The sequence below is a fragment of the Frateuria defendens genome, assembly GCF_001182895.1.
GTDB classification, from domain to species: domain Bacteria; phylum Pseudomonadota; class Gammaproteobacteria; order Xanthomonadales; family Rhodanobacteraceae; genus Frateuria_B; species Frateuria_B defendens.
This window is the reverse complement of the sequence record NZ_LFQR01000173.1, coordinates 1-11,895: the sequence shown is the minus strand read 5'-3', so window position 1 is coordinate 11,895 and position 11,895 is coordinate 1. Positions and strand designations below refer to the sequence as shown.

At 70.6% G+C, this 11,895-nt stretch carries 7 protein-coding genes; 4 read left to right on the top strand and 3 right to left on the bottom strand.

Annotation, left to right across the window (positions count from 1 at the left end; genetic code table 11):
- Window positions 1-249: 249 nt before the first annotated feature.
- Complete coding sequence (gene zapE, locus ACH65_RS17470; RefSeq protein ID WP_049623915.1) at window positions 250-1,371, bottom strand: cell division protein ZapE; 1,122 nt, start codon at window positions 1,369-1,371, stop codon at window positions 250-252.
- Between the two features lie 86 nt (window positions 1,372-1,457).
- Complete coding sequence (locus ACH65_RS17465) at window positions 1,458-2,156, bottom strand: alpha/beta hydrolase (protein ID WP_049623914.1); 699 nt, start codon at window positions 2,154-2,156, stop codon at window positions 1,458-1,460.
- Window positions 2,157-2,201: 45 nt separating this feature from the next.
- Between ACH65_RS17465 and ACH65_RS17460 the strand changes: the two genes are divergently transcribed.
- Window positions 2,202-2,786 carry an acyl carrier protein phosphodiesterase gene (locus tag ACH65_RS17460; RefSeq protein WP_049623913.1) on the top strand — a complete coding sequence of 195 codons (585 nt, stop codon included), beginning with the start codon at window positions 2,202-2,204 and terminating at the stop codon, window positions 2,784-2,786.
- 212 nt (window positions 2,787-2,998) lie between these two features.
- Here the strand turns inward: ACH65_RS17460 and ACH65_RS17455 are convergent, their stop codons facing one another.
- Window positions 2,999-3,481: a c-type cytochrome gene (locus ACH65_RS17455; RefSeq protein WP_049623912.1), complete on the bottom strand. Its 483-nt coding sequence runs from the start codon at window positions 3,479-3,481 to the stop codon at window positions 2,999-3,001.
- Window positions 3,482-3,820: 339 nt separating this feature from the next.
- Between ACH65_RS17455 and ACH65_RS17450 the strand changes: the two genes are divergently transcribed.
- The 3 genes from ACH65_RS17450 to ACH65_RS17440 all read left to right on the top strand — a co-directional run bounded on the left by ACH65_RS17450 (window position 3,821) and on the right by ACH65_RS17440 (window position 11,855).
- On the top strand, window positions 3,821-5,071 hold the full coding sequence (locus tag ACH65_RS17450) for an efflux RND transporter periplasmic adaptor subunit (protein ID WP_049623911.1): 1,251 nt from the start codon (window positions 3,821-3,823) through the stop codon (window positions 5,069-5,071).
- A gap of 103 nt (window positions 5,072-5,174) precedes the next feature.
- Window positions 5,175-8,408, top strand: a complete 3,234-nt coding sequence (locus tag ACH65_RS17445; RefSeq protein ID WP_049623910.1) for an efflux RND transporter permease subunit — start codon at window positions 5,175-5,177, stop codon at window positions 8,406-8,408.
- 309 nt (window positions 8,409-8,717) lie between these two features.
- Window positions 8,718-11,855 (top strand): efflux RND transporter permease subunit, encoded by a 3,138-nt coding sequence (locus ACH65_RS17440; protein ID WP_049623909.1) that lies wholly within the window; start codon window positions 8,718-8,720, stop codon window positions 11,853-11,855.
- Window positions 11,856-11,895: the final 40 nt, after the last annotated feature.

The following is an 11,895-nucleotide window of genomic DNA, read 5'->3' as shown; positions in this document are numbered from 1 at the left end:
AGTAACTCGCTCATCGGCAGGGGAGCGAAACCCCGGCCTACGGCCGGCCAGGGCAGCGCCACGCTTCGAGCAAGGCGTAACTGCTCTGGGTGACCAGCTTCGCTGTTGTGAAGCGCCTCCGGCCTGCGCCGGAACGACGAGCAAGAGCGACGAGCAAGAGCGAGCTAGCCGCGTTTCCGCGCCCACAGGACTACCGCAAGGCACGCGCCATGCCCCCAGCACATCGGCGGCAAGATCGTGAACAGGCGCTCAGGTCAGGTGTTCGCTGGCGAGGTAGGCCTCGCTCTGCATCTCGATCAGGCGCGACTCGGTGCGGCCGAACTCGGCGCGCAGGCGCTCACCGTCGTACAGCTCGGTGACCGGCGCGGCGGCGGAGAGCACCAGCTTCACGTGGCGGTCGTAGAACTCGTCCACCAGCAGCACGAAGCGCCGCGCCTCGTTCTCGCTGTAGACGGTGAACTGCGGCACGTTGGAGAGGATCACCGTGGGCCCGGCCTTGGCCAGTTCGATGTAGTCGGCCACCGCGCGCGGGCCCTCGCACAGCGCATCGAAGTCGAACCACAGGATGTTGTCGGCGCGCTTGCGCACCGGCACCGCGCGGCCGTTGAGCTCGATGCTGCCGCCCTCGCGCACCGCGCCTTGGGCCTGGTCGGCGAAGATCCGCGCGAGCGCGCGCTCGGCCTCGGGGCCGGGCGGGGTGTGGTAGACCGCGGCCTGGGTGAGGGTGCGCAGGCGCCAGTCGTGGGCGGAGGCCATCTCCACCACGCGGCAGTGTTGCTCCAGCAGCGCGATGGCGGGCAGGAAGCGCGCGCGCTGCAGGCCGTCCCGGTAGAGCTTGGCCGGCACCGTGTTGGAGGTGGTGACCAGGGTCATGCCGCGGGCGAACAAGGCCTCGAGCAGGCCGGCGAGGATCATCGCGTCGCCGATGTCGTGGACCAGGAACTCGTCCAGGCACAGCACGCGGTGCTCGGCGGCGAGGCCGTCGGCCACGGCGAGCAGCGGATCCTGCCGCTCGCCCAGTTCGCGCAGGCGCGCGTGCACCTCTTCCATGAAGCGGTGGAAATGCCGCCGCAGCACCACGCCGGCCGGCAGGCTGGCGACGAACAGGTCCATCAGGAAGGTCTTGCCGCGGCCCACGCTGCCCCACAGGTAGAGGCCCGGCACGGCCGCGCGCGGCTCGTTGCCGAGCAGCGACTTCAGTCGTCCGAACAGGCCGTTGCCGTTGCCGTTGCCGTTCGGTGCCGCGCACAGCGCCGCATGCATGCGGTCGAACTCGGGCAGCACCGCCTGCTGGGCCGGGTCGGCCTCCCAGCGGTGCAGGGCGATGCCTTCCTGGTAGCGGGCGGAGGGGAGCTGCGTGGGTGCGGACATGGGCCTGGGATCGCAAGCGGGAGGGAGGGGCGAGGCGCCGGGGCGGGCGTCTCGCCGGGGCGCGGCGGTGCGGGCGTGCCGGCCCGCTAGGCGCCGCCGTTCTCCCGCTTCGCGGGCAGCCATGCGTGCGCCGCGTGTTTCACCGCGCCGCGCAGGTCCATCAGGCGGCGGTGGAAGAAGTGGCCGGTCTCGGGCATGCGCACCAGCTCGGGCTGCACCGGCAGGCTGTCGATCCAGTCGAACACGGCCTGGGGCTCCACCACCTCGTCTTCCTCGCCCATCACCACCAGCCACGGGCAGGCGGGCAGTTCGATATCGTCGAACGGCCAGCGCCCGGCGGGCGGGGCGATGGAGATCAGTGCGTCGGCGCGCAGGCGCACCGCGTTGCGGATCGACACGTAGCTGCCGAAGGAGAAGCCGGCCAGCCACAGCGCGTCGCCAGGGCGCACGCGGCGCACCCACTCGACCACCGCGGCGAGGTCGCCGCCCTCGCCGTTGCCTTCGTCGTAGTGGCCTTCCGACTCGCCGGTGCCGCGGAAGTTGAAGCGCACCGTGTCCAGCCCCAGCTCGCGCAGCGAGCGTTCGAGCATGGTCACCACCTTGTTGTGCATGGTGCCGCCCTGGGCGGGGTTGGGGTGGCAGATCACCGCGGTGCCGCGACGGGCCTCGGCGGGCTCGGCTACGTCGGTGATCGTCTCGAGCTTGCCGGCCGGGCCGCTGAGCGCGAAGCTGGCGGCTTGGTCGGGAAAGGCGGAAGGGTCGGCGGAGAAGGCGGTGGGGTTCATGCGCAGAATGATAACCGCCGCCTCGCCGCGGCGCGGAGCCGGACCGTGAACCACCTGGCCCACGCGCTGCTCGCCGGCGACGACGACGCCCTGCGGCTGGGCGGCATGCTGGGCGATTTCGTGCGCGGTGCGCCGGACCCCGCGCTGCCGCCGGGCGTGGCGCGCGGCATCCGCCTGCACCGCGCCATCGACGTGTTCACCGACGCGCATCCCGAGGTGGCCGCGGCGCGCGTCCTGTTGCCGCCGCCGTACCGGCGCTACGCCGGCATCCTGCTCGACATGTGGTTCGACCACTGCCTGGCGCGCGATTTCGGTCGCTGGAGCGCGCAGCCGCTGCCGGCGTTCTCCGCCGAGCTGCGCGCGTTGCTGCATCGGCACGCGGCCTTGCTGCCGCCCGCGCTGCGGCGCTTCCTGGCCTACATGGACGCCAACGACCTGCCGGCGGGCTATGCGGACCCGGCGGTGCTGGCGCGGGCCCTGGCCGGGCTCGGCAGCCGCTTGAGCCGGGCCAATCCGCTGGCCGGCGCGCTGCCGGTGCTGGAGGCGCGCTCGGCGGCACTGCAGGAACGGTTCGAGGCGTTCTTTCCGGCCTTGCAGGCGTTTGCGCGGGCGTGGATCGAGGGGGCGTGAGGGGGCGCCTTGCTCCCTCTCCCCGCCGGGGAGAGGGTTGGGGCGAGGGGCCGGGCTGGCCTCGGGGTTTCAGGCGGCGCGGCGGTGCTTTGAAGCCTTTGAGCCGAACGACGCGCACCCAATCGCGCGCTGTGTGAGCACCCGTGTGCCGAGCGGGTTCATTCCCTCATGCCTCGCGAAAAGCCGGAGGCGGTGCCGCGTGGGCCATTGCCCTACTTGGCCTGGTTCACCACCCACTGCACCGCGTTCTTCACCTGCTCGTCGGTGAGCGCGGGGTTGCCGCCCTTGGGCGGCATGACGTTGCCGTCCGGGCCCTTGTAGCCCTCGGTGGCGTGCTTGACCAGGGTGGCCAGGCCCTGCGCGATGCGCGGGCCCCAGGCGGCCTTGTCGCCGAGCTTGGGCGCACCGGCCACGCCGGCGGTGTGGCAGGCGTGGCAGAGGTTGTCGTAGATGGTCTTGCCGTCGGTGCTGCCGCCGTAGGCCACCTGCGAGGCGGCGGCCTTGGCGGCGGCTTCCTGCGCCGCCTGCATCGCCGCGCGGCCGGTGTCGCCGGCGTACACCGCGCCGGCCGGGGCGAGGCGCGCGGCGGTTTCCCTGGCGTTGGCGGGGTCCGTTTCCCTGGGCTGGCGGCTGTAGATCGCGTAGGCGCCCAGGATCAGCACCACGGTCAGCACGCCCAGGAAGGCGATCAGCATCGAGAACTGTTGGACGAATTTCCGGTCGGAAGGAGATGCAGCGCTCACGCAGGGACTCCAGGCAGTAGAACCGTGGGGTGGGGCCGCCGGGCTGCAACGGCCATTACGGGCAACGCAACAGGTCGGGCATTATAGACGGATGGGCGCGGCAAGCGATGGGGCAGGGCGCGCCCGCCCGTGCAAGCCTGGGGCGGACTCGACCCTGCCATCGGTCATGGTCCACCCGTGTCAACTGGCATTGTCCAATACCGTTTGCTTGCCCCTATGCTTCGCCCAGCCTGCCGTTCCGGCGCGCGTCGTGTGCCGGGGCGAGCATTCGTCCACTCGGGGAGTTTTTAAATGTCGCGTTTTTGGAAGATCGCGCTGATCGTCGTTGCCCTCGTGGTGGTGGTGGGGGTGGTCGGCGTCCGTCTGCTGCACAAGCCGAGCCAGGGTGGCGGTGGCCGCGGCGCGCAGGCCGCCGCACGGCCCGATGCCGACGGCAAGGACACCCCGCCGGTGCCGGTGACGGTGGAGCCGACGGTGCGCCAGGCCGTGCCGATCTACCTCGGCGCCACCGGTACCGTGCAGGCGCTCAACACCGTCACCGTGAACCCGCAGGTGAGCGGCCAGCTGCTCAGCATCAACTTCACCGAGGGCCAGGAGGTGAAGAAGGGCGACCTGCTGGCGCAGATCGACCCGCGCACCTTCCAGGCCGCCTACGACCAGGCGGTGGCGCAGAAGCGCCAGAACCAGGCCCTGCTGGCCACCGCGCACAGCAACTACACCCGCTCGCAGGATCCGGCCTACCAGCAGTACGTGGCCAAGATCGACCTCGACACCCAGCGCAACAACGTCAGCCAGTACGAGGCGGCGGTGGCGGCCTCCGACGCGGCCATCCACACCGCGCAGGTGCAGCTGGGCTACACCCGCATCCTCTCGCCGATCGACGGCGTGGCCGGCATCCGCGGCGTGGACGCGGGCAACATCGTCACCACCACCAGCAACCTCGTCACGCTGACCCAGATCCACCCGATCTACGTGCAGTTCCCGCTGGCCGAGCGCTACCTGGAGGAGGTGCGCGCCGCCGCGGCCGCCGGCCAGTCGCTGGAAGTGGTGGCGCTCAACAGCACCGACGCCCACCCGGTGGCCGACGACGGCAAGCTGCAGGTGATCGACAACCAGATCGACAACACCACCGGCACCTTCCGCCTGCGCGCGGTGTTCCCCAACCTCAAGGGCGAGCTGTGGCCGGGCCAGTTCGTCAACGTGCGCCTGCGCGTGCGCACCGTGGCCGAGGGCCTGGTGATCCCCGCCCAGGCGGTGCAGCGCGGCCCCGACGGCGACTACGTGTACCAGGTGCAGGCCGACAGCACGGTGAAGATGCAGCCGGTGAAGGTGATGCAGGAGGTCGGCGACAGCCACGTGATGATCGGCAACGGCCTCGCCGTCGGCGACCGCGTGGTCACCGAGGGCATGTTCCGCCTGAAGCCCGGCAGCAAGGTCAAGGCGCTCAAGCCGGGCGAGGTACCGGCCGCGCCCACGCCGGAAGAGCTGCAGCAGGCCAAGCAGAAGGGCCAGCGTGGCGGCTTCCGCGGCGGTCGTGGCTGACGGACGCGCCCGCGCCGCGGCCGCGCCGGGACGGCCGGCGCCGCACGGCTCCCATCCACCCGCGGTCCACCGCCGACCCGCCACCACGGCTGCCTAGACACCCATGGGATTCTCCTCACTCTTCATCCGCCGGCCGATCGCCACCTCGCTGCTGATGGCGGCGGTGCTGCTGCTCGGCATCCTGGGCTATCGCCAGCTGCCGGTGTCGGCGCTGCCGGAGATCGACGCGCCTAGCCTGGTGGTGACCACCCAGTACCCCGGCGCCAGCGCCACCACCATGGCCTCGCTGGTGACCACGCCGCTGGAGCGCCAGTTCGGTCAGATCTCCGGCTTGAGCATGATGAGCTCGGACTCCTCCGCCGGGCTGTCCACCATCATCCTGCAGTTCAACATGGACCGGGACATCGACATCGCCGCGCAGGACGTGCAGTCGGCGATCAAGCAGGCGCTCTTGCCCGGCGCGCTGCCGTACCCGCCGGTGTACAACCGGGTGAACCCGGCCGACGCGCCCATCCTCACGCTCAAGCTCACCTCCGGCAGCGTGGCGCTGCGCGACGTGAACAACCTGGCCGACTCGATCCTGGCGCAGAAGCTCTCGCAGGTGCAGGGCGTGGGCCTGGTGTCGATCGCCGGCAACGTGCGCCCGGCCGTGCGCATCCAGGTCAACCCCTCGCAGCTGTCCAACCTCGGCCTCACCATGGAGGACGTGCGCAACGCGCTCACCCAGGCCAACGTCAACGCGCCCAAGGGCACGCTGAACGGCGCCACGCAGAGCTACTCCATCGGCACCAACGACCAGCTGGTGGACGCGGCCGAGTACAAGAACACCATCATCAGCTACAAGGACGGCGCGCCGGTGCGCCTGTCCGACGTGGCGCGCGTGGTCGACGGCGTGGAGAACGACCAGCTCGCCGCCTGGGCCGACGGCAAGCCGGCGGTGCTGCTGGACGTGCGCCGCCAGCCGGGCGCCAACATCGTGGAGACGGTGGAGCGCATCCGCAAGCTCCTGCCGCAGCTGCAGAGCGTGCTGCCGGCCGACGTGCACCTGGACGTGTTCGCCGACCGCACCATCACCATCCGCGCCTCGGTGCACGACGTGGAGTTCACCCTGATCCTCACCATCTGCCTGGTGGTGGCGGTGATCTTCGTGTTCCTGCGCCGGCTGTGGGCCACCGTGATCCCCTCGGTGGCGGTGCCGCTGTCGCTGCTGGGCACCTTCGGCGTGATGTCCTTCTCCGGCATGTCGCTGGACAACCTCTCGCTGATGGCGCTCACCGTGGCCACCGGCTTCGTGGTGGACGATGCGATCGTGATGATCGAGAACATCGTGCGCTACATCGAGCAGGGCAAGGACGGCAAGGAAGCGGCCGAGATCGGCGCCAGGGAGATCGGCTTCACGGTGCTGTCGCTGACGGTGTCGCTGATCGCGGTGTTCCTGCCGCTGCTCTTGATGCCCGGCGTCACCGGCCGCCTGTTCCACGAGTTCGCCTGGGTGCTGACCATCGCGGTGGCGATCTCGATGCTGGTGTCGCTCACGCTCACCCCGATGATGTGCGCCTACCTGCTCAAGCCCGACGCGCTGCCCGAGGGCGACGACGCGCACGAGCGCCACGCCGCCGCCGGCAAGCGCACCGTGTGGTCGCGCACGGTGGGCGTGTACGAGCGCTCGCTGGACTGGGTGCTCGGCCACCAGCGCCTGACCATCGCGGTGGCGGCGGCCAGCGTGGTGCTCACCGTGGTGCTGTACGTCACCATCCCCAAGGGCCTGCTGCCCGAGCAGGACACCGGCCTCATCACCGGCGTGGTGCAGGCCGACCAGAACATCGCCTTCCCGCAGATGGAGCTGCGCACCAAGGCGGTGGCCGAGGCGCTGCGCCGCGACCCGGGCGTGACCGGCGTGGCCGCCTTCATCGGCGCCGGCTCGATCAACCCCACGCTCAACCAGGGCCAGGTCAGCATCGTGCTGAAGGATCGCGGCCAGCGCGACGGCCTGGACGAGGTGCTGCCGCGGTTGCAACGGGCGGTGGCCGGCATTCCCGGCGTGGCGCTGTACTTGAAGCCCGTGCAGGACGTGACCCTGGACAGCCGCGTCGCCGCCACCGAGTACCAGTACGCGATGTCGGAGGTGAACGCGCAGGAGCTGGCCAAGTACGCCGCGCAGATGACCCAGGCGCTGCGCCAGCGGCCCGAACTCGCGGACGTGGACAACAACCTGGTCGACAGCGGCAACGCGCTCAGGCTCACCATCGACCGCGAGAAGGCCAGCCGCCTCGGCGTGCCGGTGCAGACCATCGACGACACGCTGTACGACTCCTTCGGCCAGCGCCAGGTCTCCACCATCTTCACCCAGCTCAACCAGTACCGCGTGGTGCTGGAGGTGGCGCCGGAGTTCCGCACCAGCGCGGACCTCTTGAACAAGCTCACCGTGCGCGGCAACGGCTCGGGCGCGCTCACCGGCAGCAACGCCACCGTGTTCGGCCAGCTGGTGTCGAGCAACTCGGCCACCGCCACTGGCGTCGGCCAGTCCAACACCGGCCTGCAGATCGGCAGCGGCGGCAGCATCCCGATCTCGGCCCTGGCCAGCGCCGTGGCGACCAGCTCGCCGCTGGTGGTGAGCCACCAGAACCAGCTGCCGGCGGTGACCCTTTCCTTCAACCTGGCGCCGGGCTACGAGCTGTCGCAGGCGGTGACGGCGATCCACGAGGTGGAGCGGCAGCTGGCCTTCCCGCCGCAGGTGCGCGGGGAGTTCATCGGCAAGGCGGCCGAGTTCTCCGCCTCGCTCACCGACGAGGTGCTGCTGCTGCTCGCCGCGGTGGTGGTGATCTACATCGTGCTGGGCGTGCTCTACGAGAGCTACATCCACCCGCTCACCATCATCTCCACCCTGCCGCCGGCCGGCGTGGGCGCGCTGCTGGCGCTGCTCCTGTGCGGCATGAGCCTGTCGGTGGACGGCATCGTCGGCATCGTGCTCTTGATCGGCATCGTGAAGAAGAACGCGATCATGATGATCGACTTCGCCATCGAGGCCCGGCGCACCGGCCTGAACGCGCACGAGGCGATCCGCCGCGCCTGCCTGCTGCGCTTCCGCCCGATCATGATGACCACCGCGGCGGCCATGCTCGGCGCCCTGCCGCTGGCGTTGGGCAACGGCATCGGCGCGGAGCTGCGCCGGCCGCTGGGCGTGTCCATCGTGGGCGGCCTGCTGCTGTCGCAGCTGGTGACGCTGTACACCACGCCGGTGATCTACCTCTACATGGAACGTTTCTCCGACTGGCTCCGGGTGCGCCGCGAGCGGCGCGTGCTGGCGCATGCCCAGCCCGACAGCCGCGCGGTGTGAGCCGCGGCGGCGCACGAGGGGCGCGGACTTCGGTCCGCGCCCCTTTCGCGTTGCTGCTAAGGTGGCCGTGCGGCCGCCGGCCGCACGGCGCGCGGCAACCCGACCCCAGACCACCCGGCGCCGGGCCGTTCAACCGCGGGCCGGTCGACTTCAGGCCGATCCAATCCAGGCCGGTCCACCCCAGGCCGACCCACCCCAGGCCGACCCACCCCGGGCTGTTCAACCTTGGGCCGTTCAACCCCGGGCCGCCTCGCGCGTTGTCGTAGCGACCAGGCGCCCCGCGAGCCTTCCGTACCGACCGCCTACCGCATGAATATCTCCGGCCCGTTCATCCGCCGCCCGATCGGCACCTCGCTGCTCGCCATCGGCATCTTCATCATCGGCGCGATCAGCTACGGCCTGCTCGGCGTGGCGGCGCTGCCGCAGATGCAGTTCCCGGTGATCTTCGTGCAGGCCGCGCAGAGCGGCGCCGACGCCAGCACCATGGCCTCCACCGTGGCCGCGCCGCTGGAGCGCCACCTGGGCCAGGTGCCGGGCATCGACAGCATGCGTTCGCGCAGCTCCGAGGGCAATTCGGTGGTGTTCATGATGTTGCAGGGCGGGCGCGACATCGACGATGCCGCGCGCGACGTGCAGGCGGCCATCAACGCCGCCGCGCCCGACCTGCCGGCCGGCCTCAACAGCGCGCCCAGCTATCAGAAGGCCAACCCCAACGACGACCCGGTGATCGCCTTCGCGCTCACCTCCGACACGCAGTCGGCGGCCGACCTCTTCAACGTGGCCGACTCGCTGCTGGCGCAGCGCCTGCGCCAGCTGCCGGGCGTGTCCACGGTGGACATCGCCGGCGCCGCCACGCCGGCGATCCGGGTGGACGTGAACCTGCGCGCGCTCAATTCGATGGGCCTGTCGATGGACCAGCTGCGCAACGCGCTCAGCGCGGCCAACGTCACCTCGCCGCAGGGCTTCCTCTCCGACGGGCGCACCACCATCGCGCTCACCGCCAACGACCAGCTGCACAGCGCGGAGGAATTCGCCGACCTGCTGATCGCCAACCGCAGCGGCACGCCGGTGCGCCTCTCCGACGTGGCCCACGTCTACGCCGGCCAGCAGGACGCCTACCAGGCGGCCTGGTTCCAGGGCAAGCCGGCGGTGCTGATGTACGTGTACCGCAAGGACAACGCCAACGTGATCGCCACCGTGGACGGGGTGAAGGCGCTGGTGCCGGAGCTGCGCAGCTACCTCACCCCCGGCACCACGCTCACCCCGTACTTCGACGGCACGCCCACCATCCGCGCCTCGCTGCACGAGGTGCAGGTGACCCTGCTGATCTCGCTGGCGATGGTGGTGCTCACCATGGCGCTGTTCCTGCGCCGGCTGGCGCCCACGCTGATCGCGGCGCTGGCGGTGCCGCTGTCGCTGGCCGGCGGTTTCCTCGCCATGTACCTGTTCGGCTACACGCTCAACAACCTCACCCTGCTGGCGCTGGTGATCGCCATCGGCTTCGTGGTGGACGACGCCATCGTGGTGATCGAGAACGTGATCCGCCACATCGACCAGGGCATGCCGCGCCTGCAGGCCGCGCTGGCCGGAGCGCGCGAGATCGGCTTCACCATCGTCTCCATCACCGCCTCGCTGGTGGCGGTGTTCATCCCGCTCTTGTTCGCGCCCGGCTTCACCGGCCTCTTCATGCACGAGTTCACCATGACGCTGGTGGCGGCGATCGTGATGTCGGCGCTGGTCTCGCTCACCCTGACGCCCTCGCTGTGCGGACGCTTCCTGAAGGGGCAGCGCGAGCCGGCGCGGCCCACGCGCCTGGGCGCGCTGCTGGACCGCTTCCACGCCGGCATGCTGGGCGCCTACCGGCGCGCGCTGGACTTCTCCCTGCGCCACGCGCTGGCCCTGGCGCTGACGCCGTTGGCGCTGATCGCGGCCACCTTCTTCCTCGGCGGGCTGGTCAAGACCGGCCTGTTCCCGGCGCAGGACACCGGCCTCATCGCCGGCCGCGCCACCTCGGGCACCACCGTCTCCTTCCAGGACATGGTGGAGCGCCAGCGCCGCCTCACCGACATGCTGCTGGCCGACCCGGCGGTGAAGGCGGTGAGCTCGCGCCTGGGCAGCAGCCGCATGGGCACCAGCGGCTCGTTCAACATCGAGCTGAAGACCCGCGCCGAGGGCCGCCGCGAGGACATGTTCGCCGTGCTCGACCGGCTCAGCGCCCAGGCCGGCAAATACCCCGATCTCAACCTGCGCCTGCGCCCGATCCAGGACCTGCCCAGCGGCGGCTTCGGCGGCGGCGGGCAGGGCGCGCAGTACCAGGTGTCGCTGCAGGGCGACGACCTGGGCGAGCTGCAGCTGTGGCTGCCCCGGCTGGTCAGCGAGCTGAAGAAGAACCCCAAGCTCAAGGACGTGGGCTCGGACGTGGACGACGCCGGCCTGCGCCAGAACATCGTGGTGGACCGCGACAAGGCGGCGCGGCTGGGGGTGTCCATCGGCACCATCGACGGCGCGCTCTACAACGCCTTCGGCCAGCGCTCGGTGTCCACCATCTATTCGGACCTCAACCAGTACCGCGTGGTGATCAACGCGCTGCCCACGCAGGTGGCCACGCCCGAGGCGATCGAGCGCATCTTCGTGCAGTCCAGCGGCGGCAAGATGATCCCGCTCAACGCGCTGGCGCACCAGGAGTCGGGGCTGGCGCCCTCGCAGGTCACCCACCAGGACCAGTACACGATCATGGACCTGAGCTTCAACCTGGCGCCGGGCGCGAGCATGGGCGAGGCGATGGCGATCATCCAGCACACCGTCGACAACATGCGCATGCCCGGCGACATCAAGCTCAACGTGGGCGGTGACTTCCGCCGCTTCCAGCAGTCGCAGAGCGGCATGCTGTGGCTGATCCTGGCCGCCATCGTCACCGTCTACATCGTGCTCGGCATGCTCTACGAGAGCCTGATCCACCCGGTCACCATCCTCTCCACGCTGCCCGCCGCCGGCATGGGCGCGCTGCTCGCGCTGTACCTCACCAACACCGAGCTGTCGGTGATCTCGCAGATTGCGCTGGTGCTCTTGATCGGCATCGTGAAGAAGAACGCCATCATGATGATCGACTTCGCCCTGGTGGCCGAGCGCGAGCACGGCAAGAGTCCGTTGGAGGCGGTGCGCGAGGCCTGCCTGGTGCGCTTCCGTCCGATCATGATGACCACCATGGTGGCGATCCTCGCCGCGCTGCCGATCGCCATCGGCCTGGGCGAGGGCTCGGAGCTGCGCCGCCCGCTCGGCATCGCGATGATCGGCGGCCTGCTGGTCTCGCAGAGCCTCACCCTGCTCAGCACGCCGGCGCTGTACGTGATCTTCTCCTGCCTCGCCGCGCGCTGGGCGGGCTGGCGTCCGATCGCCTGGCGCGCCGGCACGGCCTGCCGGCGCGCTCGCGCCTGCTGTGCGTCCTGATGCTGTGCGAAGGGCTGGGCCTGCTCTGGTTCTCCGGGGC

Bases quoted from the DNA above. Each gene is read 5' to 3' on its own strand.
- ACH65_RS17440 (WP_049623909.1), top strand. From the start codon at position 8,718: ATGAATATCTCCGGCCCGTTCATCCGCCGCCCGATCGGCACCTCGCTG.
- ACH65_RS17445 (WP_049623910.1), top strand. From the start codon at position 5,175: ATGGGATTCTCCTCACTCTTCATCCGCCGGCCGATCGCCACCTCGCTG.
- zapE (WP_049623915.1), bottom strand. From the start codon at position 1,371: ATGTCCGCACCCACGCAGCTCCCCTCCGCCCGCTACCAGGAAGGCATC.
- ACH65_RS17465 (WP_049623914.1), bottom strand. From the start codon at position 2,156: ATGAACCCCACCGCCTTCTCCGCCGACCCTTCCGCCTTTCCCGACCAA.
- ACH65_RS17455 (WP_049623912.1), bottom strand. From the start codon at position 3,481: ATGCTGATCGCCTTCCTGGGCGTGCTGACCGTGGTGCTGATCCTGGGC.
- ACH65_RS17450 (WP_049623911.1), top strand. From the start codon at position 3,821: ATGTCGCGTTTTTGGAAGATCGCGCTGATCGTCGTTGCCCTCGTGGTG.